This is a genomic window from Streptomyces sp. NPDC031049, from assembly GCF_055571015.1.
In genome coordinates, this window is the sequence record NZ_JBVIGC010000002.1 from 96,292 (window position 1) to 120,778 (window position 24,487).

General features: G+C 75.0%; 20 protein-coding genes. 12 read left to right on the top strand and 8 right to left on the bottom strand.

All coding sequences use genetic code 11. The features are described from left to right. The first annotated feature begins 48 nt into the window (after positions 1-48). From ACZ45Q_RS03890 to ACZ45Q_RS03925, 8 genes are all read left to right on the top strand, one after another. Positions 49-942 carry an FAD binding domain-containing protein gene (locus ACZ45Q_RS03890; protein ID WP_468254485.1) on the top strand — a complete coding sequence of 298 codons (894 nt, stop codon included), beginning with the start codon at positions 49-51 and terminating at the stop codon, positions 940-942. Further along, a complete protein-coding gene (locus ACZ45Q_RS03895) occupies positions 939-3,470 on the top strand; it encodes a 2Fe-2S iron-sulfur cluster-binding protein (RefSeq protein ID WP_468254488.1) in 2,532 nt (843 codons plus the stop codon). Before ACZ45Q_RS03890 ends, ACZ45Q_RS03895 begins: the two co-directional genes overlap by 4 nt. Further along, complete coding sequence (locus ACZ45Q_RS03900; protein ID WP_468254490.1) at positions 3,467-5,773, top strand: xanthine dehydrogenase family protein molybdopterin-binding subunit; 2,307 nt, start codon at positions 3,467-3,469, stop codon at positions 5,771-5,773. The genes ACZ45Q_RS03895 and ACZ45Q_RS03900 overlap by 4 nt, the downstream gene beginning before the upstream one ends. A 133-nt stretch (positions 5,774-5,906) precedes the next feature. After that, complete coding sequence (locus tag ACZ45Q_RS03905; protein WP_468254491.1) at positions 5,907-6,533, top strand: SUKH-4 family immunity protein; 627 nt, start codon at positions 5,907-5,909, stop codon at positions 6,531-6,533. A gap of 72 nt (positions 6,534-6,605) precedes the next feature. Beyond that, positions 6,606-8,141 carry an MFS transporter gene (locus ACZ45Q_RS03910; protein WP_468254493.1) on the top strand — a complete coding sequence of 512 codons (1,536 nt, stop codon included), beginning with the start codon at positions 6,606-6,608 and terminating at the stop codon, positions 8,139-8,141. 144 nt (positions 8,142-8,285) lie between these two features. Continuing rightward, the gene (locus ACZ45Q_RS03915) at positions 8,286-10,079 is read left to right on the top strand and encodes a DEAD/DEAH box helicase (protein WP_468254496.1); all 1,794 of its coding nucleotides are present in this window, start codon (positions 8,286-8,288) and stop codon (positions 10,077-10,079) included. Positions 10,080-10,443: 364 nt separating this feature from the next. Next, the gene (locus ACZ45Q_RS03920; RefSeq protein ID WP_468254498.1) at positions 10,444-11,085 is read left to right on the top strand and encodes an IclR family transcriptional regulator; all 642 of its coding nucleotides are present in this window, start codon (positions 10,444-10,446) and stop codon (positions 11,083-11,085) included. Positions 11,086-11,389: 304 nt separating this feature from the next. Further along, a complete protein-coding gene (locus ACZ45Q_RS03925) occupies positions 11,390-12,169 on the top strand; it encodes a S16 family serine protease (RefSeq protein WP_468254500.1) in 780 nt (259 codons plus the stop codon). Between the two features lie 21 nt (positions 12,170-12,190). On the opposite strand, the gene ACZ45Q_RS03930 is transcribed toward ACZ45Q_RS03925, so the two are convergent. From ACZ45Q_RS03930 to ACZ45Q_RS03950, 5 genes are all read right to left on the bottom strand, one after another. After that, positions 12,191-13,156, bottom strand: a complete 966-nt coding sequence (locus ACZ45Q_RS03930; RefSeq protein WP_468254501.1) for a glycine betaine ABC transporter substrate-binding protein — start codon at positions 13,154-13,156, stop codon at positions 12,191-12,193. Next, entirely contained in the window at positions 13,153-13,989 is an 837-nt protein-coding gene (locus ACZ45Q_RS03935; RefSeq protein WP_468255299.1) for an ABC transporter permease, read from the bottom strand. Before ACZ45Q_RS03935 ends, ACZ45Q_RS03930 begins: the two co-directional genes overlap by 4 nt. Positions 13,990-14,153: 164 nt before the next feature. Further along, on the bottom strand, positions 14,154-15,404 hold the full coding sequence (locus ACZ45Q_RS03940; protein ID WP_468255302.1) for a betaine/proline/choline family ABC transporter ATP-binding protein: 1,251 nt from the start codon (positions 15,402-15,404) through the stop codon (positions 14,154-14,156). Between the two features lie 37 nt (positions 15,405-15,441). Continuing rightward, positions 15,442-16,089: an ABC transporter permease gene (locus ACZ45Q_RS03945; RefSeq protein ID WP_468254503.1), complete on the bottom strand. Its 648-nt coding sequence runs from the start codon at positions 16,087-16,089 to the stop codon at positions 15,442-15,444. Positions 16,090-16,115: 26 nt separating this feature from the next. Next, positions 16,116-16,592: an Lrp/AsnC family transcriptional regulator gene (locus ACZ45Q_RS03950; RefSeq protein WP_468254506.1), complete on the bottom strand. Its 477-nt coding sequence runs from the start codon at positions 16,590-16,592 to the stop codon at positions 16,116-16,118. A 125-nt stretch (positions 16,593-16,717) separates the two neighbouring features. Here ACZ45Q_RS03950 and hppD point away from each other — a divergent pair, with 125 nt between their 5' ends. Next, a complete protein-coding gene (gene hppD, locus ACZ45Q_RS03955; protein ID WP_468254508.1) occupies positions 16,718-17,863 on the top strand; it encodes a 4-hydroxyphenylpyruvate dioxygenase in 1,146 nt (381 codons plus the stop codon). Positions 17,864-17,877: 14 nt separating this feature from the next. On the opposite strand, the gene ACZ45Q_RS03960 is transcribed toward hppD, so the two are convergent. After that, positions 17,878-19,293 carry a tetratricopeptide repeat protein gene (locus tag ACZ45Q_RS03960; protein ID WP_468254511.1) on the bottom strand — a complete coding sequence of 472 codons (1,416 nt, stop codon included), beginning with the start codon at positions 19,291-19,293 and terminating at the stop codon, positions 17,878-17,880. 101 nt (positions 19,294-19,394) lie between these two features. On the opposite strand from ACZ45Q_RS03960, the gene ACZ45Q_RS03965 reads away from it, so the two are divergent. Continuing rightward, positions 19,395-20,804 (top strand): FAD-binding oxidoreductase, encoded by a 1,410-nt coding sequence (locus ACZ45Q_RS03965; protein WP_468254512.1) that lies wholly within the window; start codon positions 19,395-19,397, stop codon positions 20,802-20,804. Between the two features lie 10 nt (positions 20,805-20,814). Here the strand turns inward: ACZ45Q_RS03965 and ACZ45Q_RS03970 are convergent, their stop codons facing one another. Next, complete coding sequence (locus ACZ45Q_RS03970; protein ID WP_468254515.1) at positions 20,815-21,228, bottom strand: SsgA family sporulation/cell division regulator; 414 nt, start codon at positions 21,226-21,228, stop codon at positions 20,815-20,817. Positions 21,229-21,465: 237 nt separating this feature from the next. On the opposite strand from ACZ45Q_RS03970, the gene ACZ45Q_RS03975 reads away from it, so the two are divergent. After that, complete coding sequence (locus ACZ45Q_RS03975; protein ID WP_468254516.1) at positions 21,466-23,292, top strand: RDD family protein; 1,827 nt, start codon at positions 21,466-21,468, stop codon at positions 23,290-23,292. An 84-nt stretch (positions 23,293-23,376) separates the two neighbouring features. Next, a complete protein-coding gene (locus tag ACZ45Q_RS03980) occupies positions 23,377-24,108 on the top strand; it encodes an RDD family protein (RefSeq protein ID WP_468254519.1) in 732 nt (243 codons plus the stop codon). A 24-nt stretch (positions 24,109-24,132) separates the two neighbouring features. Here the strand turns inward: ACZ45Q_RS03980 and ACZ45Q_RS03985 are convergent, their stop codons facing one another. After that, positions 24,133-24,426 (bottom strand): hypothetical protein, encoded by a 294-nt coding sequence (locus ACZ45Q_RS03985; RefSeq protein ID WP_468254522.1) that lies wholly within the window; start codon positions 24,424-24,426, stop codon positions 24,133-24,135. Positions 24,427-24,487: the final 61 nt, after the last annotated feature.

The following is a 24,487-nucleotide window of genomic DNA, read 5'->3' on the forward strand; positions in this document are numbered from 1 at the left end:
CGGCAGCACAGGCGGGACCTGGTGGGACAGCGGGAAGGGGCAGCCGGTTTGAGCACGCACGCACCGCAGGCGGCGCAGGCCGTCACGCTGCCCACGACGCTGGACGAGGCCGTGGCGGCGCTCACCGCCGTGCCCGCGGCCGTCCCCGTGGCCGGCGGCACCGACCTGATGACCGCCGTCAACTCCGGTCAGCTCAGGCCCGCCGCCCTGGTCGGTCTCGGCCGGATCAGCGAGATCCGCGGCTGGCAGTACCAGGACGGGCACGCACTGCTCGGCGCCGGCCTCACGCACGCGCGCATGGGCCGGCCCGACTTCGCCGCCCTGATCCCGGCGCTCGCCGCCGCCGCCCGCGCGGCCGGACCGCCGCAGATCCGCAACGCGGGCACCCTGGGCGGCAACATCGCCTCGGCCGCCCCCACGGGTGACGCGCTGCCGGTGCTGGCCGCCCTGGAGGCGACGCTGATCATCGCGGGCCCGGACGGAGCCCGCCGGGAGATCCCGGTGTCCCACCTGCTGGCCGGCATGGAGATGCTCCGCGCGGGCGAACTCATCGGCTATGTGCGCGTGCCGCTGCTGCACGCCCCGCAGGTCTTCCTGAAGGCGACCGGCCGGACCGGGCCTGGCCGCGCGGTCGCCTCGGTGGCGCTGGTGCTCGACCCGGCCCGGCGCGGCGTGCGGTGCGCGGTCGGCGCCATCGCGCCGATGCCGCTGCGGCCCCTGGAAGCCGAGCAGTGGGTCGGCGGGCTCATCGACTGGGACAACAACCGCGCGATCGTGCCCGAGGCCGTGCAGGCCTTCGGCGAGTACGTCGCCGCGGCCTGCATCCCCGACCCGGCCCCGGCCGAGGACGGCTCCCCGCAACAGCTTCCGCCCGCCGTACTGCATCTGCGGCGCACCGTCGCCGCGCTGGCCCGACGAGCACTGGGGAGGGCGCTGACGTGACCGACGACCAGCACGGAGACCGGCACCCGGAGGGCGCCGCCCAGGGCGGCGGACGCTGGGACCCGCTGCCCCAGGGCGACTACGACGACGGCGCCACGGCCTTCGTCCAGCTCCCCGAGGGCGGCGTCGACGCGCTGCTGGACGCGCATGAGAGCCCGCTCGCCGCGCCCGGCCACGGCTACACGCCCCCGCAGATAACGGTCACCCCCGCCACCACCGGCACCGACCCGGCGGCCACCGGCACCTGGGCGATGCCGTCCGCACCGGTCGACGGCGCCCAGTGGCACGCCCCGGACGCGCAGGCACCGGACCCGCACGCGCCGGCCTCGCAGGCCCCCGGCCCGTATGGGCCGGGCCCGTACGAGCAGGACCCGTACGGTGCCGGCGCCGCCTACCGGCAGCAGGACCCGTACGGCGCGGCCGGGCAGCACTACGGCGGTGACGACGGGTTCGCGTACCAGCAGGGTGCCACCGGACACTGGGACTTCTCCCAGGCCGCCCCGGCCGCCGAGGACACGGCCGGCGACGGCTCCGCCGTGAGCGGCGCGCCCGGCCACGACGTGACCGGGCAGTGGTCCATCCCCGTAGCCGGCGGCGAGCTGCCGGACGAGTCCGGCGAGTTCACCACGTCCTCGCTGGCCGACCAGTGGAGCGGCACCGCCCCGGCCACCCTGCCCGGCGGCGCCCCCGCGCCCTGGGCCACCCAGGAGGTGGGGCAGCCGTGCTCCGCCCCGCCCGCGCCGGAGCACCCCGCCGAGCATGCGGCGGGGGAGCGGGAGGGCGCCGAGGCGGCGGCCGAGGACCCCGCCGGGCAGTCGGCCGGGTCGTTCCCGGACCCGGCCGGACCGGGTTCCGGACCCGTCGGTTCCGTCGGCCCCGGGACCGGGGAACGGGCGGAGGCGGCGCATCCGGTCGAGACGACCGAGTCCGGGCCGGAGGAGCGGGCGGGACGGACCGGCGCCGAGCCGGCCGCCGGTGCCTCCCAGGACTCCGGGGCCGACCCCGCGCCTCGGCCCGGCCCCGACGCCGGGCACCTTGGCGACGGCGGTCACGGACCCGGCCCGCGGCCCGTGTCCGGGCGCGGTTCCGGAGACGGCCCCGAGGACGGGTCCCCGGCGGAACCCGGGCCCGAGCCCGGCCCCGCCCCCGACCACCGGCCCGCCACCGACGATGGCTCCGACGCCGACCACGGCCGCGCCACCGACCACGGCCCCGACGCCGGTCGTGGGGCCGACGCGGACCATGGCTGTGACGCCGGTCGCGGGGCCGATGCCGACTACGGCCCCGGGCCCGGCGGTGAGCCCGACACCGCCTACCGCCCGGGCACCGACCGTCGGCCCGATGCCGACTACGGCCACGGCACCGGCCGTGAGGCCGACGTCGACCAGGGCCCCGGCGCCGGCCGTGAGCCCGACGCCGGCCGTGACTCCGACACCGACTACGGCCCCGACGCCGACCGTGCCCCCGGCACCGACGGGACGGCCGAAGCCGGCCACGGTGCCGAGGCCGGGTCCGGCTCCGGGGCCGGGTCCGGCCCCGAGACCGCGGCCGACCCCGAGACTGATTCCGGCCCCGGCGCGGACCGCGGGCCCGGCACCGCTCACGCGCGCGGTGCCGCGCACACCCCGGACCCCGCCGCCCGGCCCGGCCCGGGCGCCCGGACCACCCCCGAGCCCCGGCCCGCCGCCGAGGGCGGACTCACCCCCGAGGCCCGGCCAGGCGCCGAGGGCGGACCCGGCGCCGAGTCCCGCCCGGAGGGCGCCGTGTCCGCGTCCGCCCCCGACGGCTCCGACCCGGCCGTCACCGGGCACCACGAGGAGCACCCCCTCGCCTCGTACGTGCTCCGCGTCAACGGCACGGACCGGCCCGTCACCGACGCCTGGATCGGGGAGTCGCTGCTGTACGTGCTGCGCGAGCGGCTCGGCCTCGCGGGCGCCAAGGACGGCTGCTCACAGGGCGAGTGCGGCGCCTGCAACGTGCAGGTCGACGGACGGCTCGTCGCCTCCTGCCTGGTCCCGGCGGTGACCGCGGCCGGCAGCGAGGTCCGTACCGTCGAGGGCCTGGCCGCCGACGGACAGCCCTCGGACGTGCAGCGGGCGCTGGCCCGGTGCGGGGCGGTGCAGTGCGGCTTCTGCGTGCCCGGCATGGCGATGACCGTGCACGACCTGCTGGAGGGCAACCCGGCGCCGACCTCCCTGGAGACCCGTCAGGCCCTGTGCGGCAACCTGTGCCGCTGCTCGGGCTACCGTGGCGTCCTGCGGGCCGTCGAGGAGGTCGTCGCCGAGCGCGAGGCGCACGCCGCGGCCGACGCGTCCGGCACCGCGGACGGCCAGGACACGCCCGGCGCCGGCGACGGCGAGCCCCGCATCCCGCACCAGGCGGGTCCGGGCGCGGGCGGCGTCCACCGGTCGGCGTTCGACCGGTCCGACGCTCCCGGCTCCCCGGGACCGCACGACCCGCAGTACGACCAGCCGCACGACCACCCCCACGGCGACTCGCCGTACGGCCAGGACGGAGGCCACGCGTGAGCAACGAAGCAGCCACCGCGGAGGCCGCGGAGGCAGCACCCGCCCCCGAACCGATCCCGCACGGCCTCGGCGCCTCCCTGCCGCCCGCCGACGCGCGCGCCAAGACGGAGGGCACCTTCCCCTACGCCGCCGACCTGTGGGCCGAGGGCCTGCTGTGGGCGGCCGTGCTGCGCTCCCCGCACCCGCACGCGCGCATCGTGTCCATCGACACCGGCCACGCCCGCGAGATGCCCGGCGTGCGGGCGGTCGTCACCCACGAGGACGTGCCCGGTGCGGCGCTGCACGGACGCGGGCGGGCCGACCGTCCCGTCTTCGCCTCCGAGGTCGTACGGCACCACGGCGAGCCCATCGCCGCCGTCGCCGCCGACCACCCCGACACCGCGCGGATGGCCGCCGCCGCCGTCATCGTCGAGTACGAGGTGCTGGACCCGGTCACCGACCCCGAGCAGGCCTTCGAGGCCGAGCCGCTGCACCCCGACGGCAACCTGATCCGGCACATCCCGCTGAGGCACGGCGACCCGGAGGCGGCCGGCGAGATCGTCGTCGAGGGCCTGTACCGCATCGGCCGCGCGGACCCGGCACCGATCGGCGCCGAGGCCGGTCTCGCCGTGCCGCGCCCCGACGGCGGCGTGGAGCTGTACCTGGCCTCCACCGACCCGCACACCGACCGGGACACGGCCGCCGCCTGCTACGGCCTGTCGCCCGAACGGGTGAAGATCGTGGTCACCGGGGTGCCGGGAGCCACCTCCGACCGCGAGGACCAGGGCTTCCAGCTGCCGCTGGGCCTGCTGGCTCTGAAGACCGGCTGCCCGGTGAAACTGACCGCCACGCGCGAGGAGTCCTTCCTCGGCCACGCCCACCGCCACCCCACCCTGCTGCGCTACCGCCACCACGCGGACGGCGAGGGCCGGCTGGTGAAGGTGGAGGCGCAGATCCTGCTCGACGCGGGCGCCTACGCCGACACCTCCTCCGACGCCCTGGCCGCGGCCGTGGCGTTCGCCTGCGGCCCCTACGTCGTGCCGAACGCGTTCATCGAGGGCTGGGCGGTGCGCACCAACAACCCGCCCTCGGGCCATGTGCGCGGCGAGGGCGCCATGCAGGTGTGCGCCGCGTACGAGGCGCAGATGGACAAGATCGCCAAGAAGCTGGGCCTCGACCCGGCCGAGGTGCGGCTGCGCAACGTCATGGCCACCGGCGACGTGCTGCCCACCGGCCAGACGGTGACCTGCCCGGCCCCGGTCGCCGAACTCCTCCAGGCGGTCCGCGACTTCCCCCTGCCGCCGCTGCCCAAGGACACGCCCGAGGAGGAGTGGCTGCTGCCCGGCGGACCCGAGGGCGCGGGCGAACCCGGCGCGGTGCGCCGCGGCGTGGGCTACGGCATCGGCATGGTGCACATGCTCGGCGCGGAGGGCGCCGACGAGGTCTCCACGGCCACCGTGAAGGTGCAGAACGGCGTCGCGACCGTGTTGTGCGCGGCCGTCGAGACCGGCCAGGGCTTCTCCACGCTGGCCCGGCAGATCGTCCAGGAGACGCTCGGGGTGGACGAGGTGCACGTGGCGCCCGTCGACACCGACCAGCCCCCGGCCGGCCCCGGCTGCCGGGGCCGCCACACGTGGGTGTCGGGCGGCGCGGTGGAACGCGCGGCGAAGATGGTCCGCACCCAGCTGCTCCAGCCGCTCGCCCACAAGTTCGGCATGTCGACGGAGCTGCTCCAGATCACCGACGGCAAGATCACGTCGTACGACGGCGTGCTGTCGACCACGGTCACCGAGGCGCTGGACGGCAAGGAGCTGTGGGCCACCGCGCAGTGCCGCCCGCACCCCACCGAGCCGCTGAACGAGTCCGGGCAGGGCGACGCCTTCGTGGGCATGGCCTTCTGCGCGATCCGCGCGGTCGTGGACGTCGACATCGAGATCGGGTCCGTGCGGGTGGTGGAACTCGCCGTCGCCCAGGACGTCGGGCGGGTGCTGAACCCGGCCCAGCTGACCGCCCGGATCGAGGCCGGCGTCACCCAGGGCGTGGGCATCGCGCTCACCGAGAACCTGCGCAGCCCGCGCGGCCTGGTCCGCCACCCGGACCTGACCGGCTACGCCCTGCCGACCGCCCTGGACGCGCCGGACATCCGGATCGTCAGGCTCGTCGAGGAGCGGGACGTGGTCGCGCCCTTCGGGGCGAAGGCGGTCAGCGCGGCGCCGGTGGTGGCCTCCCCGGCCGCCGTCGCCTCCGCCGTGCGCGCGGCCACGGGACGCCCGGTGAACCGCCTGCCGATCCGCCCGCAGGCCGCGGTGGTGACCGGCGCCTGACACCGCCGCCGAACCCGCCCCAGGCGGCGGGGCGTTGTCAGTGGTGGCGCGTAGGGTTCATAGCGGTGGGGACGGCTGCCGTGCCCACCGCGCACGGACACGCACACAGGCGGGGGAGACGATGCACGGGGGCATGCGGGAGATCACGAGCGGTGCGACGACGCGGGCGGCGGCGCCGGTGCCGTCGCCGCTGACACCGGCCCGTCCCGCGTCGGCGCCGGACGACCCGTCCTGGACGCGCGGCGCGCCCCGGCGCACACCGGCGGGCTGCGAGGTGCCGCTGTTCTGGCGGACGGCCGCGCTGATCGGCTGCCTGGTCCTGGCGGCGGGCCGCGGCCCGCCGCCGGGACCGGCCCTGGAGCTGCCGCCCCGGCTGCTGGACCGGGAGTTCGGCCGGGGCCGGGTGATCCGCTTCGAGGACATCGACTTCCCCGCGTGTCTCACCCACGAACCCACCCGTCGCTTCCTGCGCGAGACGGGCCTGCCCGAGATCGCCTTCCCGTTCCTCCTCGACGCCGAGGAGATCGCCCTGCCCACCCTCGCCGAGCACTACGGGGACCCGGCCGTCGGGCAGGCGGACCGCCTGATACGCCTGGGCCGGCTGGCCGACGGCCAGGACGTGGTCGTCGACGGCGCCACCGGCGCGGTCCTGACCCGTGACCCGGCCGACGACGGCCGCCGCCCGCTGGCCCCGGACGTCTCCGCGCTGGCCTTCACCCTCTGGCTCCTGCACCGCGCCGGTTCCCGGAGCCGGTCGTAGGACCAAGGTCCCGGTCCCGGACCCGTCCCCCGACAGGGGTCAACGGCGAGTTCGCCCCTTACTCTGGCGACCATGACCGCCCCTGAGCCCCGCGACACCGAGGCCGCCGGCACCGCCGGCACCGCCGGCACCGCCGGCACCGCCGGCGCCACCGCATCCGCCGTACCGTCCACCGCCCTCGACGGCGCGCCCGTCGGCGGTACGGACATCGCCGAGCCCGCCGAGACGGTGCTGAGCCGCGCCTACCGGGCGCTGAGCATCGGCATCGTCTCCGTGGTCGTGCTGATCGCCTTCGAGGCGACCGCGGTCGGTACGGCGATGCCGGTGGCGGCGCGCGAGCTGGACGGGGTGGCGCTGTACGCGTTCGCGTTCTCGGGGTACTTCACGACGAGCCTGTTCGGGATGGTGCTCTCCGGCCAGTGGTCGGACCGGCGGGGCCCGCTGGCGCCGCTGACGTGGGGCATCGCGAGCTTCGCGGCGGGGCTGCTGCTGTCGGGGACGGCCGGCGCGATGTGGCTGTTCATCCTCGGCCGCGCCGTGCAGGGGCTCGGCGGCGGGCTGGTGATCGTCGCGCTGTACGTCGTCGTCGGGCGGGCCTACCCGGAGCGGCTGCGCCCGGCGATCATGGCGGCGTTCGCGGCCGGCTGGATCGTCCCGTCCATCGTCGGCCCGCTGGCCTCCGGCGCGGTGACCGAACACCTCGGATGGCGCTGGGTCTTCCTCGGCATACCGGTGCTGGTGGTGCTCCCGCTGGCGCTCGCCCTGCCGCAGATCCGCAGCCGCGCCGCCGGCCCGGTGTCGGTCCCGGCCCCGGGGGAGCCGCCCGCTTCCTTCGACCGCCGCCGCATCCGCCTCGCCCTCGGCATCTCCCTGGGCGCCGGACTGCTCCAGTACGCCGCCCAGGACCTGCGCTGGCTCTCCCTGCTCCCCGGCGCAGCGGGCGCGGCGCTGCTCGTCCCGGCCGTCCTCGGGCTGCTGCCCCGCGGCACCTACCGGGCCGCCCGCGGCCTGCCCTCCGTCGTGCTGCTGCGCGGCGTCGCCGCGGGCTCCTTCATCGCCGCCGAGTCCTTCGTGCCGCTGATGCTCGTCACCCAGCGCGGGCTCAGCCCGACGCTCGCCGGGTTCTCCCTGGCGGCCGGCGGCCTGACCTGGGCGCTGGGCTCCTGGGTGCAGTCCCGGGCGCGGGTGGAGCCGTACCGGGAGCGGCTGATGACCCTCGGCATGGTCCTGGTCGCGGCGGCGATCGCCACCGCGCCGAGCGTGCTGGTGCCGGCGGTGCCCGCCTGGACGGTGGCCGTCGCCTGGGCCTTCGGCTGCTTCGGCATGGGCCTGGTGATCTCCTCCACCAGCGTCCTGCTGCTGAAGCTCTCCGCCCCCGAGGAGGCCGGCACCAACTCCGCCGCCCTCCAGATCTCCGACGGCCTGTCCAACGTGCTCCTGCTGGCCACCGGCGGTGCCGCCTTCGCGGCCCTGGGCGGCGGCACGGTCAGCCACGCCGCGACGCAGGCCACCGGCTCCCACCCGGCGGCCTTCCTGGCGGTGTTCCTGCCGATGGCCGCGGTGGCCCTGGTGGGGGCGTGGGTGACGACCCGGCTGCGGGCCCGGTGAGCCGGGCGCGGCCGGCGGGGCGGCTGTGACGTCCGTCCCACCCGTGGGGGACCCGGCCCGGCACCGGCGCCCGCCCGGCGGGGCCGCCGGTAGGGTGGCCCGGTTGTCATACGTGGCCGATCCGCTCTACCCCCTTCGGAGACCGTGACTACCACCGCCAGCTCCTCGCACCACCTGTCCCCGGCCTTCCCCGGCCGCGCGCCCTGGGGCACCGCCAGCAAGCTGCGGGCCTGGCAGCAAGGGGCGATGGACAAGTACATCCAGGAGCAGCCCCGGGACTTCCTGGCGGTCGCCACCCCCGGCGCCGGCAAGACGACCTTCGCGCTGACGCTGGCGTCCTGGCTGCTGCACCACCACGTCGTGCAGCAGGTGACCGTGGTGGCACCGACCGAGCACCTGAAGAAGCAGTGGGCGGAGGCGGCGGCCCGCATAGGCATCAAGCTCGACCCCGAGTACAGCGCCGGACCGCTCGGCCGGGAGTACCACGGCGTCGCGGTGACCTACGCGGGCGTCGGCGTGCGTCCCATGCTCCACCGCAACCGCTCCGAGCAGCGCAAGACCCTCGTCATCCTCGACGAGATCCACCACGCCGGCGACTCCAAGTCCTGGGGCGAGGCCTGCCTGGAGGCCTTCGAGCCGGCCACCCGGCGCCTCGCGCTGACCGGTACGCCGTTCCGGTCCGACACCAACCCCATCCCGTTCGTCACCTACGAGGAGGGCGGCGACGGCATCCGGCGCTCGGCGGCCGACTACACCTACGGCTACGGCTCCGCGCTCGCCGACGGCGTCGTGCGGCCGGTCATCTTCCTCTCCTACAGCGGCAACATGCGCTGGCGCACCAAGGCGGGCGACGAGATCGAGGCGCGCCTCGGCGAGCCCATGACCAAGGACGCCATCAGCCAGGCCTGGCGCACCGCGCTGGACCCGCGCGGCGAGTGGATGCCGGCCGTGCTGCGCGCCGCCGACCAGCGCCTCACCGAGGTCCGCAAGGCCATCCCGGACGCCGGTGCCCTCGTCATCGCCTCCGACCAGGACTCCGCCCGCGCCTACGCCAAGCTCATCCGCGAGATCACCGGCAGCAAGGCCACCGTCGTGCTCTCCGACGACGCCGGCGCCTCCAAGAGGATCGACGAGTTCAGCGCGGGCACCGACCGGTGGATGGTCGCCGTGCGCATGGTGTCCGAGGGCGTCGACGTGCCCCGGCTGGCGGTCGGCGTGTACGCCACGACGATCTCCACGCCGCTGTTCTTCGCCCAGGCCGTCGGCCGTTTCGTACGGTCCCGGCGGCGGGGCGAGACGGCGTCGGTGTTCCTGCCGACCGTGCCCGACCTGCTGTCCTTCGCCAACGAGATGGAGAAGGAGCGCGACCACGTCCTCGACCGGCCGAAGAAGGGCGGCGAGGAGGAGGACCCGTACGCCGAGTCCGAGAAGGAGATGGAGGAGGCCAACCGGGAGCAGGACGAGGACACCGGCGAGCAGGACATGCTGCCCTTCGAGGCGCTGGAGTCCGACGCCGTCTTCGACCGGGTCATGTACAACGGCGCCGAGTTCGGCATGCAGGCCCACCCCGGAAGCGAGGAGGAGCAGGACTACCTCGGCATCCCCGGACTCCTGGAGCCCGACCAGGTGCAGCTGCTGCTCCAGAAGCGGCAGGCACGGCAGATCGCGCACAGCCGGAAGAAGCCGGACGAGGAGGCCGACCTGCTGGAACTGCCCGCCGAGCGGCGGCCGGTCGTCTCCCACAAGGAGATGATGGAGCTGCGCCGGCAGCTGAACAGTCTGGTCGGGGCCTACGTCCACCAGAGCGGGAAGCCGCACGGCGTCATCCACACCGAGCTGCGCCGGGTGTGCGGCGGCCCGCCCAGCGCCGAGGCCACGGCCGGGCAGCTGCGGCAGCGGATCGCCAAGGTCCAGGAGTGGGCGACCCGGATGAAGTGAGGCACGCGGGCGCCACGGGCCGGCGCCCGCCTCGGGCGTGCGCCGGTGTCCGGGGCGTGCTCCGGTTTCCGGGCGTGAGCGGCCCGGGCGTGCGCCGTACGTATCGGGACAAAGGCCAGTAGTCCCTACCGGTCACTGCCCGGATTCTGGACGGAGCCTTCCGCTGAGCGAACCGGCTCGCTACTGTCCCTGCACGCACACGCCCCGTGGCAACGCCGCCGCGGAGCGCAGCCGTGAAGCGACTCAGGTCCGGTCCGCCGCCGGGCCGCCGGCCGATCGGCGGCCTGAAGCGCGTCACCGACGGGACTCGGTGACGCATCCGCCGCGACGGGCCGCCGACCTCACCACTGAAGGAGTGGGCGTCGTGACCGCGGAGACTTCCCAGACGCTCGACAGAGGACTACGGGTCCTCAAGCTGCTGGCCGACACCGACCACGGGCTCACCGTGACCGAGCTCTCCCACAAACTGGGCGTCAACCGGACCGTCGTCTACCGGTTGCTCGCCACGCTGGAGCAGCACGCGCTCGTACGCCGTGACCTGGGCGGCCGTGCCCGGGTCGGACTCGGGGTGCTGGGCCTGGGCCGCCAGGTGCACCCGCTGGTCCGGGAGGCCGCGATGCCGGCGCTGCGGTCGCTGGCCGAGGACATCGGTGCGACGGCGCATCTGACGCTGGTGGACGGCGCGGAGGCGCTGGCGGTGGCCGTGGTCGAGCCGACCTGGACCGACTACCACGTGGCGTACCGGGCCGGGTTCCGGCATCCGCTGGAGCGGGGGGCGGCGGGCAAGGCCATCCTGTCCGCGCGGCTGCGGCAGCCCGACGACCCCGGTTACGCGCTGACCCACGGCGAGCTGGAGGCCGGGGCCTGCGGGGCGGCGGCGCCGCTGCTCGGGGTGTCCGGGGTCGAGGGCAGCGTCGGCGTGGTGATGCTGGCGGACGTGGTGCCGGAACGGGTGGGACCGCGCGTGGTCGAGGCGGCCCGCGAGGTGGCCGAGGCGCTGCGCTGACCGGGGACCCCGCCGCCATCGCGGCCGGGGCCCGGCGTGGCCACGGGCGCGGCACGGTCGCGGGCGGGCCGGGCGCGGCCACGGGCGGGCTCCGGCACAGCCGCGGGTGGGTCCGGGCACGGCCAGGGCGGACTCGGGCGTGGACGCGGGCGGGCCCGGGCACGCCACGGGCCGGCCGCGGCGTGGTCGCGGTGGGGCGGGTGCGCCGGTGCCGGGCCGTCCGGTTCGCTGCCGGGGCGGCGTCGGGTGCGTCACCGAGGGGCGCAGGGGCACTCGGCCGAAACCCCCACGTTAGATTGACCCCGTGCTCTCTCGTCTCTCCCGCCCCCGTGCCCTCGCCGTCTGCGCCGTCCCCGTCGTGGCGCTGCTCGCCACCGCCGTGTTCGCGCCGCTGCCGTTCTCCGTGGCGCGGCCCGGGCTGACGGCGAACGTGCTCGGCGAGAACCGGGGCACGCCGGTGATCACGGTCTCGGGGGCGCCGACGCACGAGACGAGCGGGCAGCTGCGGATGACGACCATCGAGGCGACGGGCCCGGACGCCCGCGTCAGGCTGGGCGACGTGATCGACGGCTGGTTCGCCGCCGACCGCGCGGTCATGCCCACCGACGCGGTCTACCCGAGCGGCGACGACGTACGGGAGATCGAGCAGTACAACGAGGAGCAGATGGAGGAGTCCCAGGACGCGGCGACCACGGCCGCCCTGGACCAGCTCGGCCTCGACGCCGCCGATGTGGACGTCACCCTGCGCCTCGCGGACGTCGGCGGACCGAGCGCCGGGCTGCTGTTCGCCCTCGGCATCGTCGACAAGCTGGACACCGGCGACCTCACCGGCGGCCGGATCGTCGCCGGCACCGGCACCATCACCCCCGGCGGCAAGGTCGGCCCCGTCGGCGGCGTGCCGCTGAAGACGCAGGCCGCCCGCCGGGACGGGGCGACGGTGTTCCTGGTGCCGAAGGCCGAGTGCGCCGACGCCCGGGCGGAGCTGCCGAAGGGCCTGCGGCTGATCCCGGTGGAGACGCTCGACGGCGCGGTCGGCGCCCTGCGCGCCCTGGAGAGCGGCAGGGGCGAGGTCCCCGCCTGCTGAACCCCGGGCACCGCGGCCGGCTCAGCCTTCCTTCACGAACCCCTTGTCGATCATCCAGTCCAGCGCCACCTGGTGCGCGTCCTCCCCGTCGACGTCCACCTTCGCGTTGAGCGTCCGCGCCACGTCGTTGGTCAGCGCCTTCGTCACGGGCGCCAGCACGGACGCGATCGCGGGCCACTTCTCCAGCGTCGCGGTCCGCACCATGGGCGCCGCGTTGTAGTTCGGGAAGAAGTGCTTGTCGTCCTCCATCACCACCAGGTTCATCGCCCTGATCCGCCCGTCGGTGGTGAACACCTCGCCGTAGGTGCAGGCGCCCTTCGCGGTCTGGGTGTAGATGATCCCGGTGTCCATCGTCGTGATGTTGTCCGCCGGGATGTCCATCCCGTACGTCCGCTCCATGCCCGGCAGCCCGTCCGCCCGGTTGGCGAACTCCACCTCGACGCACAGCGTCACCGCGCCCGGGTCCCGCTCCGCCAGCGCGGCCACCTCCGACAGCGTGTTCGTGCCGTACCGCCGGTGGTTGGCCTGGTTCATCGCCAGCGCGTAGGTGTTGTTCAGCGGGGCCGGCGGCAGCCAGGTCAGCCCGTTCTCCGCGTCCTCCTCGCGCACCGCCCGCCACTGCTCCCGCTCGCCCGGGATGGGCTTGCCGTGCCCCAGGTAGGTGATCCACGCGGTGCCCGTGTACTCGTACGTGGCGTCGGCGTCGCCGTTCTCCACCGCCGCGCGGGTGCCGACGGAGCCCTGGATGCCGGTGCGGTCCAGCACCTCGGCGCCGGCCGCCTGGAAGGCGATGCCCATGATCGCGCCCAGGATCAGCTGCTCGGTGAACTCCTTGGAGACGACGGTGAGCTTCGCGCCCTCCAGCGGCCTGCCCCGGCCGACGGTGCCCGGCTCCACGTCGTCGACCATCGGGGAGCCGCTGGTCAGACCGCAGCCGGAGGCGGCGGCCAGCAGGGCGGCCAGCAGCAGCCAGACACGCGCTCTCATGTCCCCACCTCCAGCCCGCGCGGGCGCATCAGCAGTTCGGCGAGCGAGGCCAGCCAGTCCACCAGCAGGGCGAGGGCGACGGTGAGGATCGAGCCCAGCATCAGCACCGGCATCCGCTGGCTGGTGATCCCGGTGGTGATCAGCACGCCCAGGCCGCCGCCCCCGCCGAAGACGGCCAGCGTCGCCGTGCCCACGTTGAGCACGAGGGCGGTGCGCACACCGGCCAGGATCAGCGGGACGGCCAGCGGGAGTTCGACGCGGGTCAGCACGCCGAGCGGCGACATGCCGATGCCGCGCGCCGCCTCCAGCAGCGTCGGGTCGTTGGCCTTCAGCCCGGCGATGGTGTTCGACAGCACCGGCAGGACGGCGTAGACGATGATGCCGATCAGGGCGGCCCGGCGGCCGATGCCCAGCCAGATCACCAGCAGGGCCAGCAGACCGATCGCCGGGGTCGCCTGGCCCATGTTGGCGAACGCCAGCGCCACCGGCGTGGCCCTGCGGAACATGCGGCGGGTGAGCAGGACGCCCAGCGGAATGGCGATGATCAGCACGAAGAACGTGGAGATCACCGTCAGCTGCACGTGCTGCCACAGCGCCTCGGTGACCCGGCCGTCGGACAGGGCGTTGCGGCTGAGCGCGTCCAGGTCGGCCTGGCGGAACCACAGCCACGTGGCCAGCAGCACCGCGACGATCAGCGCCGGAAGGAACGTCAGCTTCTGCCAGGTGACCCGCCGTTTCGTCGCGGCCGGCGACCGCGGCCCCGGTGCGGGGGCGCCCTCGCCCTCGTCCGTTCCCGTGCCCCCGGCGTCCTCGTCGCCCGCCCCGAGGCCCAGCTCGCCGTCCTCCGGCTCGTCCTCGGGCCGCCGCGCCCGGCGCCCGGAGGCGCGCCAGGAGGCACGCCCGGGGGAGCGCCCGGCGGGGCCCGGCGCTCCGGGCCCCGGGGAGCCCTTCGAGGGGCGCCCGGCGGAGCCCTTCGGGTGCCGTCCGGAAAAGCCGCTCACGCCTTCGCCTCCCCTCCGTGGCCCTCCTGCTCGGCATGGGTCTGATCGGCGCGGGCCTCCGCCAGGTCGTGCTGGTGCGCCAGCGCGTCCAGCCGGTCCGCCTCCAGCAGCTCGTGCACCGAGTTCAGCAGCGTCTCCATGTCGACGACACCCTCGTACTCGCCGCGCCGCCCGGTGACCGCCACCCGCCCGGTGTTGTCGGTCAGCACCGCCTCCAGCGCGTCCCGCAGCGTCGCGTCCCGGGTCACGGTGTCGTGCACCAGCGTGCCCGCGCGGGCCAGCGAGCCCTTGGCCCGCATCAGGTCGCCGCGCCGCAGCCACTTGTAGGGCCGCCGTCGCTTGTCCAGCAGCAGGATCTCGTTGGTGCCGCTGTCCCGCAGCCGGTTGAAGATCTGCTGGAGCGGGTCGTCGACGGTCACCGTCGGATAGTCGGTGATCTCCACCTCCCGCACCCGCGTGAGGTTCAGCCGCTTCAGCGCCGCCCCGGCCCCCACGAAACCGGAGACGAAGTCGTCGGCCGGGTTGGTGAGGATGGCCTCGGGCGTGTCGAACTGCGCGATGTGGGAGCGCTCGCGCAGCACCGCGATCCGGTCGCCCAGCTTGATGGCCTCGTCGAAGTCGTGGGTGACGAAGACGATCGTCTTGTGCAGCTCGTGCTGGAGCCGGATCAGCTCGTCCTGGAGGTGGTCCCGGGTGATCGGGTCCACCGCGCCGAACGGCTCGTCCATCAGCAGCACCGGCGGATCGGCCGCCAGCGCCCGTGCCACGCCCACCCGCTGCTGCTGGCCGCCGGAGAGCTGGCGCGGATAGCGGCCGTGGAACTCGCCCGGGTCCAGACCCACCAGGTCGAGCATCTCCTCCACCCGGGAGCGGACGCGCGACTTGGACCAGCCGATCATCTTCGGCACCAGGGCGATGTTCTGCGCGACCGTCATGTGCGGGAACAGGCCCGAGGCCTGGATGGCGTAGCCGACCTTGCGGCGCAGCTTCACCGGGTCCATGTCGGTGACGTCCTCGCCGCCGATGCGGATGCGCCCGCCGGTCGGCTCGATCAGCCGGTTGATCATCTTCAGGGTGGTGGACTTCCCGCAGCCCGACGGGCCGACGAAGACGACGGTCTCGCCGGCCCTGATCTCCATCGACACGTTGTCGACGGCCGGCTGCGGATTGCCGGGGTAGCGCTTGGTGAGGTGGTGCAGCTCGATCGCGGCACCCGACGCGGCCACCTGGGCACCGGATGCGGCCACTTCGGCACCCGACGTGGTGGCGGCGTTCCCGGACGTCTCAGGCACGGATCCCCCTCGGAATGGTCAGCCGCCCGATCAGCACGTACGCGGCGTCGAAGAGCAGGGCGAGGACGATGATCCCGAGCGTCCCCGAGAGCACCAGGTTCAGCGCGTTCTTGCTGCCCAGCGAGGCGATCCCGCGGAAGATCTCGTTGCCGAGGCCGGGACCGGAGGCGTACGCGGCGATCGCGGCGATGCCCATCAGCATCTGTGTGGAGACCCGGATGCCGGTGAGGATCGGCGGCCAGGCCAGCGGCAGCTCCACCCGCAGCAGCCGGGCCGTCCGGGACATCCCGATGCCCTTGGCGGCGTCCACCAGCGCCGGGTCGACGCCGCGCAGCCCGACGATGGAGTTCCGCACGATCGGCAGCAGCCCGTACAGCGTCAGCGCGGTCACCGTCGGCGGCACGCCCAGGCCCACGATCGGGATGAGCAGACCGATCATGGCCAGCGACGGAATGGTCAGGATGGTGGACGTGGTGAGCGTCGCCAGGTTGCCGGCCCACTCGCTGCGGTAGGTGACGACACCGATCAGCACCCCGAGGGCCGTGGCCACCACCATGCACTGGAAGACGGCACTGGCGTGCTGGTAGGCGTCGGCGAGCAGCTGCTGGTGGCGGCTGACCAGGAACTCCCAGAAGTTCACCCGTGCTCACCTCCGGGAGGCCGGTCTCACTCGCGTCCGTCTCCGGCCGCCTGCTCCACCAGCGGGATGATCCGCAGCGGAACCGGGTTCTCCATCACGATCGCCGTCGCGGCCCGGACGATGCCATCAAAACCGACAACCCGGTCGATCACCCGCTGGAGATCGGCGTTCGAGCGAGCCACAAGACGGCACAGCATGTCCCCGGTGCCGGTCGTGGTGTGCAGCTCCAGCACCTCCGGCACACCCGCCAAGTGCGCCCTTACGTCGGCCCCTTGGCCCTGCCGGATCTCCAGCGTGGCGAACGCGGTGACCGGGTAGCCGAGCGCCGCCGGATCGACCTGCGGGCCGAAACCGCGGATGACTCCGTTCGACTGAAGCCGGTCGAGCCGCGCCTGCACCGTGCCGCGGGCCACGCCCAGCCGCCGGGACATCTCCAGCACCCCGATGCGCGGTTCCCGCGCCAGCAGCCCGATGATCCGCCCGTCCAGTCGGTCGATCCCCACGCCCTCACCCCTCCGGCTGGTCATCCTGTACAGAACGCCCGCCCCGACGGGCCCCGCACTGAGCAGATTGCCCAGTGGAAACGCAAACTATTGCGCACCTTGCGTGGGCGGGAGACCCTGCGGCTATGACGCAGACCACACACCACACTCCCGACACCGCCCGGCAGGCCGACCCCTTCCCGGTCAAGGGAATGGACGCGGTCGTCTTCGCCGTGGGCAACGCCAAGCAGGCGGCGCACTACTACTCCACCGCCTTCGGCATGCAGCTGGTCGCCTACTCCGGACCGGAGAACGGCAGCCGCGAGACCGCGAGCTACGTGCTGGAGAACGGCTCCGCCCGTTTCGTGTTCACCTCGGTGATCAAGCCGGCCACCGACTGGGGCCGCTTCCTCGCCCGGCACGTGGCCGAGCACGGCGACGGCGTCATCGACCTGGCCATCGAGGTCCCGGACGCCCGTGCCGCCCACGCCTACGCCGTCGAGCACGGCGCCCGCTCGATCGCCGAGCCGTACGAGGTCAAGGACGAGCACGGCACCGTCGTCCTCGCCGCCATCGCCACCTACGGCGAGACCCGCCACACCCTGGTGGAGCGCACCGGCTACGACGGCCCCTACCTGCCCGGCTACACCGCCGCCGCCCCGATGGTCGAGCCGCCGGCCCAGCGCACCTTCCAGGCCATCGACCACTGCGTCGGCAACGTCGAACTCGGCCGCATGAACGAGTGGGTCGGCTTCTACAACAAGGTCATGGGCTTCACGAACATGAAGGAGTTCGTGGGCGACGACATCGCCACCGAGTACAGCGCGCTGATGTCCAAGGTCGTCGCCGACGGCACGCTCAAGGTCAAGTTCCCGATCAACGAGCCCGCCATCGCCAAGAAGAAGTCCCAGATCGACGAGTACCTGGAGTTCTACGGCGGCGCCGGCGTCCAGCACATCGCGCTGAACACCAACGACATCGTGCAGACCGTCCGCACGATGCGGGCAGCCGGCGTGCAGTTCCTGGACACGCCCGACTCCTACTACGACACCCTCGGCGAGTGGGTCGGCGACACCCGGGTGCCGGTCGAGACGCTGCGCGAGCTGAAGATCCTCGCCGACCGCGACGAGGACGGCTACCTGCTCCAGATCTTCACCAAGCCGGTCCAGGACCGCCCGACCGTCTTCTTCGAGATCATCGAGCGGCACGGCTCCATGGGCTTCGGCAAGGGCAACTTCAAGGCCCTGTTCGAGGCCATCGAGCGCGAACAGGAGAAGCGCGGCAACCTCTGATCGCCCGGGATCGGCTACGAGGTGGGCGGGTCCCCCATGGGGGGCTCGCCCAGCGCCTTCAGCGCCCGCTCCGCCTCCGGCACCCACAGCGGCGAGAAGTACGGGTTGATCCGCATCGCCTCCTTCAGATGCCGCCGTGACTGCCCCCACCGCTCCAGCTTCCGCTCGATCATGCCCCGGTGGAACACGTACAGCGCGCTGCGCACCCCGCCGCCCTGCTCGCCCTCGGTCGCCCGCGTCGCGTAGGGCAGCGCCTCCTCGTACCGCCCGGCCCGGTACAGCGCCCACCCCAGGGCGTCGGCCACCTCGGTCCCCGGCTGCCGCTCCCACTCGGCCCGCAGCCGCCGCACCGCCGCCCCGGCGTCCCCGTGGTCGGCCTCGAACCGCCCCAGCACCAGATCCTCGTCCACCCCGGCCGCCGCCGCCCTGCGCACCCGGTCGCGCACCACGTCGTACTGGACCCGAGCGGCCTGCCCGAGCCCCAGCGACTCGTACAGCTCGCCCAGCTCCAGCGCCCACTCGGCGCGCGGCTGCTCGGCCAGCGCCGCCCGGTACGCCGCCAGCGCCTGCGAGGTCCGGCCCAGCGCCGCCAGCGCCCGCGCCTGCCCGGCCTGCCCCGCCCGCAGGTCGGGATCGGTGCGCAGCGCCTCCTCGAAGTGCCGCAGCGCCGCCTCCCGGTCCCCCCGTTCGAACGCCAGCCGCCCGGCCTGCTCCAGATACGCCGCCCGCTCGGCCGGCGTCCGGGCCGCCGCGACAGCGTCGGAGATCTGCGCCGCCGCGTCCTCCCGCCAGCCCTTGTCCCGGTAGACGGCCGCCGCCCGCGCCCGGACGGCCGGTGCCGAGCCCAGCTCCGTCATCCTCTGAAGCGCCTTCGCCACGGCCTCGTGGTCCCCGAGCCCGGTGTGGGCGTCGATCAGCACCGCCTGCGCCGTCCACCGCTTCGGCGCCGCCTCGCGCGCGGCCCGAGCCCACTTCTCCGCCGCGGGGAAGTCCCGCCGCGCCACCGCCAGCGCCGCCAGGCCCTCCAGCGCGCGGGCGTCGTGCGGCCGGAGCTTCAGCGCCTTGCGCAGCGCCCGCTCGGCCCGGGGATAGCGCCCCGCGTCCGCCGTGCGCCGCCCCTGTTCCAGATACGCGGCCCCGAGCACCGCCCACGACGCCGCGTCCGCGGGCCGCTGCCGCACCCGCGCCTCCCGCTCCTCGATCAGCACCGCCAGGTCCGACAGCGCCGCCGGCGCCCCGGCCGTGACCGCGCTGCGCGCCTGCGCCGCCGGGCCCGGCGCCGGCGGGGGAGCGGCCCCGCGCTCCCAGGGCCCCGGCACCAGCACCAGCACCCCGGCGAGCACGGCACACCCCGCCGCCGAGGCGACCAGCACCCGGCGCACGCGCCGGGCACGCCGCCGCCGGGGTTCGGGAACGTCCAGAATGGTCATCACACCGCATACTGTGCGCTCGTACGAGGAGCGCACCCGGGCAGCCGAAGGGCGCCGCCCGCGGGGTTCACACCGATGGCCCCCGGTGCGACCCTGTGATCATGAGCCGTATCGAAGCGCGCCCCGAAGCCGACGGCGCCCTCGCGGGCGACCTCGTCGAGCGGCTGCTCGGCGGCCTGCCCGCGGACGCCGTCCTCACCGACCCCGACGTCACGACCTCCTACGCCAACGACATGGCGAGCTTCTGCCCGGCCGGCGCCCCCGCCGTGGTGGTCCTGCCGCGCACCGTCGAAGAGGTGCAGCACGTCATGCGCACCGCCACCGGGCTCCGCGTCCCGGTCGTGCCGCAGGGCGCCCGCACCGGCCTGTCGGGCGGCGCCAACGCCACCGACGGCTGCATCGTGCTGTCCCTGACCAAGATGGACCGCATCCTGGAGATCAGCCCCGTCGACCGGATCGCCGTCGTCGAACCCGGCGTCGTCAACGCCGCGCTCTCCCGCGCGGTGGACGAACACGGCCTCTACTACCCTCCCGACCCCTCCAGCTGGGAGATGTGCACCATCGGCGGCAACATCGGCACCGCCTCCGGCGGCCTGTGCTGCGTCAAGTACGGGGTCACCGCCGAGTACGTCCTCGGCCTCGACGTCGTCCTCGCCGACGGCCGCCTGATGTCCACCGGCCGCCGCACCGCCAAGGGCGTCGCCGGGTACGACCTCACCCGCCTCTTCGTCGGCTCCGAGGGCTCCCTCGGCGTCGTCGTCCGGGCGGTGCTGGGGCTGCGGCCCAAGCCGCCGCGGCAACTGGTGCTGGCCGCCGAGTTCGCCTCCGCCGCGGCCGCCTGCGACGCGGTCTGCCGGATCATGGCGCAGGGCCACGTCCCCTCCCTGCTGGAACTGATGGACCGTACGACGGTCAAGGCGGTCAACGACCTGGCGCAGATGGGCCTGCCGGAGACCACCGAGGCCCTGCTGCTGGCCGCCTTCGACACCCCGGACCCGGCCGCCGACCTCGCCGCCGTCGCCGCGCTGTGCGAGGCGGCAGGCGCCACCGAGGTGGTCCCCGCCGACGACGCCGCCGAGTCCGAACTGCTGCTCCAGGCGCGCCGGCTGTCACTGACCGCGCTGGAGGCCGTCAAGGGCACGACGATGATCGACGACGTGTGCGTGCCCCGGTCCCGGCTCGGCGACCTGCTCGAGGGCGTGGAGCGCATCGCCGCCAAGTACGACCTCACCATCGGCGTCTGCGCCCACGCGGGCGACGGCAACACCCACCCGACGGTCTGCTTCGACGCCGCCGACCCCGAGGAGTCCCGGCGGGCCCGCGAGTCCTTCGACGAGATCATGGCCCTCGGCCTGGAACTCGGCGGCACGATCACCGGCGAGCACGGCGTGGGCGTGCTGAAGAAGGAGTGGCTGGCGCGCGAACTCGGCCCCGTGGGGCTGGAGATGCAGCGGGCCGTCAAACAGGCCTTCGACCCGCTCGGCATCCTCAACCCGGGCAAGCTCTTCTGACGCACCCGCCTCACTGGGCGAGCAGCTCGGCCAGACCGTCGTCCAGGCCGAGCTGCCCACCCTCCGCCCCCGGGGGGCAGGCGCGCAGCGTCCGCTCCAGCCAGGCCGACACCTGCGGCACCGGCGCCTCCAGCAGGGCGTCGCCGTCCGGGCTGCTGAGCGCCATCAGCACGACGCTGCGCCCGTCCGCCTTCGTCGGCCACACCCGCACGTCCCCGTGCCCGCACGGCCGGAAGACGCCCTCGACCAGCAGGTCCCGGGCGAAGGTCCAGTGCACCGGCCGGTCGGAGTCGACGTGGAAGGTGATGTGGACGGCGTACGGGTCGTCGGTGCGGTAGCCGAGCAGGGCCGGCACCGGGATGGCGTACTCCGGCGCCAGGATGAGCCGCATCTCCAGTTCGCGCTCTACGACGGTGGGGTGCATGACGTGGTTCCTCTCTCACGACGCGGGTCGGTCCGTCACGAGGGAGAGCGGCCGGAGCCGGGAGCGTTACGCGGGTTCGCCGAAGATTTTTTCCGTGGGCTCCCGCGGGTGTGAAGCGGGGTGCGCGAGGTTGCCCGGAAAGGGGCGGGTCCGGCGGGAGTGGCCGTGCGCCGTGCGCCGGTCTGATAGATGTGGAGGCCCCCATACCACCCACCGAGCAGATACGGGACGACGGACATGAGCGCCCCAACCCCGGCCCCCGGCGACGACAGGCCCCGCGAAGGGTATTACCCGGACCCGTCCATTCCTGGATATGTCCGGTACTGGAACGGCGCCGCCTGGGTGCCGGGCACCAGCCGGCCGGCGCCCAAGGACGGCGAACCGCTCGCTCCGCCGCCCGGCGTGCGCCCCGCGCAGCCCTCGGTCGAGGAGACCGGGCCGCACTTCTTCGACGAGGACCCGGTCGAGGAGCCCGCGGGACCCGCCGACCCGCAGGCACCGTCCCCGCACGGCAACGCGCCGGAGCCCGCGTCCGCGTGGGGCTCCGGCGAGGGCCGCCGCATCCCGTGGCCGGCCGCGCCGCAGGGCGGCGACCCGAGGGTGCCGCACGCGTCCGCCTCCTCGTCCGGGAACCCGGCCGCCGGGGGCGGAGCCGCCGACGCCGGGGCGGGCGGCTGGCCCGCGGCCGGCGGCCCGGCCGCCGCGGGCGGAGCCGACGGAACGGGAGCCTCCGGCGCCGCGACCGCCGAGGGCCGCGCCCCCGGTGCGGCGGACCGTGGGGCCGCCGGTGCTGGTTCGGTCGGTGCTGGTGCTGGTGCTGGTGCTGGTGCTGGTGCCGGCGCCGGTGCGGGCGTTGGTGCCGGTGCGGCGGAGGCGGGTTCCGGCGGTGGCTCCGCCGACGGCCGGTCCGCCGGGGCGGCACAGGCCGCCGGGCCGGCGCAGTCCGACGGTCGCGCGGCCCGGGGCGAGGGTGCCTCCCAGGACGCGCCCGGCGAGGCGGAGAGCGGGACCGACGGCACGTTCGTCTTCCGCCGCCCCACCGCCGACGCACAGCCGGCCCGCGCCGCCGACGACGGCACGATGACCTTCCGTCCGGTGCCCCCGCGCGTCGGCCGGCACCAGGCCGAGTCCCGATCCGGCACCGCGAACCCCTCCGCCGGCCCCGGCCCCGGCTTCGGAGCCGGGAAGGCCGCCGCCCGGGCCGGCCAGGCGGGCACCTCCCAGGCCGGTCCGGCAGCCGCCGCGCCGTCGGCACCGTCCGCCGCGCAGCCCGGACCGGCTGCCGCGCCGACGGCCCTCTCCGGCCCCCAGCAGGTGGCGCCCTCGGTCCCCCACCCGTCGCCGCCCGCCCGTCAGTCCGCGAGCCCTCAGCAGCCCGCCGCGCCCCAGCAGGCCTCCGTCCCCGCGCAGGCCGCCGCGCCCGCTGCCGCCACCCCGCTGACCAGCGGACCGGGCGGCGGCCAGTCCTCCTGGGCGCAGCAGGTCCACCGGCTCGCGGGCGCGGCCGGCGAGGACCAGCCCGTCGCACCGTGGAAGCCGCCCGTGGAGGACCCGTTCCAGGCCGCCGCCCGGCGCCAGGCCGCGGCGCGCCCCGCCGGGCTCGGCAAGCGGCTGGCCGCCCGGCTGCTGGACACCCTCGTCCTGGGCGCCGTCACCGCCGTGGCCGCCGTACCCCTCGGCCTCAAGGCCGTCGACCACGTCAACGGCAAGATCGACGCGGCCAAGCTCTCCGGCGAGACCGTCACCGTCTGGCTCCTGGACGGCACCACGTCCCTGTACCTGGGCATCGTGCTGGCCGTCCTGCTGCTCGGCGGCGTCGTGTACGAGGTGCTGCCCACCGCCAAGTGGGGCCGCACCCTCGGCAAGAAGCTGCTCGGTCTGGAGGTGCGGGACATCGAGGGCCACGAGGCCCCGTCCTTCGGCGCCGCGCTGCGCCGCTGGCTGGTCTACAGCATCCCCGGCCTGCTGGTCGTCGGTGTCGTGGGCGTGCTGTGGTGCCTGTTCGACCGGCCCTGGCACCAGTGCTGGCACGACAAGGCGGCGCACACGTTCGTGTCGGGCTGACGGTCCGTCGCCCGTCCGGGCCGCCGTACTCCGGACGGCGGCTCGCCGGATGCGGCACCGTGGGGATCGCGGTCGACTCGGGCCATGAGCAGCGAACCGCCTCCCGGCTCCGGCCAGCAGCGGCCGGACGACGACGACCCGTTCAGGAAGCAGCCCCCGCCGCCCGGCCCGGGTGCGGGCGCCGGCAGCGGTGGCACCGGCGGATCCGGCTCGCCGTACGACAGCCCGCCGCCCGGCGGCCCGCCCCCGCCCGGCGGCCAGCCCCCGCCCTACGGCGGCGGACCCCCGGGGGGAGGGCCCTACGGCGGCGGACCCTACGGCGGTGACCCGTACGGCGGTGGCGGCTATCCCACCGACCCGCTGGCCGGCATGCCCCCGCTCGCCGACAGCGGCCGGCGCACCCTGGCGCGGATCGTCGACATGATCCTGGTGGGCGCCGTGGTCTGGCTGCTCAGCTGGGCCTTCCGGGTCAACTCGTACGAGTTCGACGGCGATCAGATCGAAGCCACCAAGTCGTTCGGCCAGTCGCTCATCGCCGTCGTGCTGTACATGGGCTACGACACCTTCATGACGGCCAAGCGCGGACAGACCCTCGGCAAGCAGTGGATGGGCCTGCGCGTGGCCAACCTGGACAACGGCGCCACGCCCTCCGTCCAGACCTCGCTGATCCGCGCGGCGGTGCTGTGGATTCCGTTCGCCTTCTGCTGCGCCTGCATCTGGACGATCATCTGCGGCGGCTGGAGCTTCTTCGACAAGCCCTACAAGCAGGGCCTGCACGACAAGGCGGCCAAGACGGTCGTGGTCAGCGCCCGTTGAGCCGGGCCGGGGACCCGGCGGCGGTCAGGCGGCCCGCTGGCGCACCGGCTCGCTCGCGGGCCCGGCCGTCCGGGACGCCGGCACCGGCTCCTGGCGGCGGGGGGCCGCGGCGGGCCGGGCGGCCGCCGTGCGGGGCGACTTGGGGGCCGCCACCGTGAGCGCGACCAGCAGCCCGAGCGCGAGGGCCACGACGGCGATGGCGGCGGTGACGGCGACTCCCGGTGCGGAACCCGCCTGCGCCGCCAGCAGCATGGCGAGGGTCGAGAAGATCACGGTGCACGAGCCGTAGGCGAACTGTGCGACGGTCGGGCGTGGCATGGCCATCGTGTCCTCGGCAGACATCGGGGGCGAAACGGGCTGTCGGCCTGGCTTTCCGCCG

Excerpts from the sequence above, each read along its gene's own strand:
- ACZ45Q_RS03905 (WP_468254491.1), top strand. The coding sequence starts at position 5,907 with ATGCGGGAGATCACGAGCGGTGCGACGACGCGGGCGGCGGCGCCGGTG.
- ACZ45Q_RS03910 (WP_468254493.1), top strand. The coding sequence starts at position 6,606 with ATGACCGCCCCTGAGCCCCGCGACACCGAGGCCGCCGGCACCGCCGGC.
- ACZ45Q_RS03930 (WP_468254501.1), bottom strand. The coding sequence starts at position 13,156 with ATGAGAGCGCGTGTCTGGCTGCTGCTGGCCGCCCTGCTGGCCGCCGCC.
- hppD (WP_468254508.1), top strand. The coding sequence starts at position 16,718 with ATGACGCAGACCACACACCACACTCCCGACACCGCCCGGCAGGCCGAC.
- ACZ45Q_RS03960 (WP_468254511.1), bottom strand. The coding sequence starts at position 19,293 with ATGACCATTCTGGACGTTCCCGAACCCCGGCGGCGGCGTGCCCGGCGC.
- ACZ45Q_RS03965 (WP_468254512.1), top strand. The coding sequence starts at position 19,395 with ATGAGCCGTATCGAAGCGCGCCCCGAAGCCGACGGCGCCCTCGCGGGC.
- ACZ45Q_RS03970 (WP_468254515.1), bottom strand. The coding sequence starts at position 21,228 with ATGCACCCCACCGTCGTAGAGCGCGAACTGGAGATGCGGCTCATCCTG.
- ACZ45Q_RS03975 (WP_468254516.1), top strand. The coding sequence starts at position 21,466 with ATGAGCGCCCCAACCCCGGCCCCCGGCGACGACAGGCCCCGCGAAGGG.
- ACZ45Q_RS03980 (WP_468254519.1), top strand. The coding sequence starts at position 23,377 with ATGAGCAGCGAACCGCCTCCCGGCTCCGGCCAGCAGCGGCCGGACGAC.
- ACZ45Q_RS03985 (WP_468254522.1), bottom strand. The coding sequence starts at position 24,426 with ATGCCACGCCCGACCGTCGCACAGTTCGCCTACGGCTCGTGCACCGTG.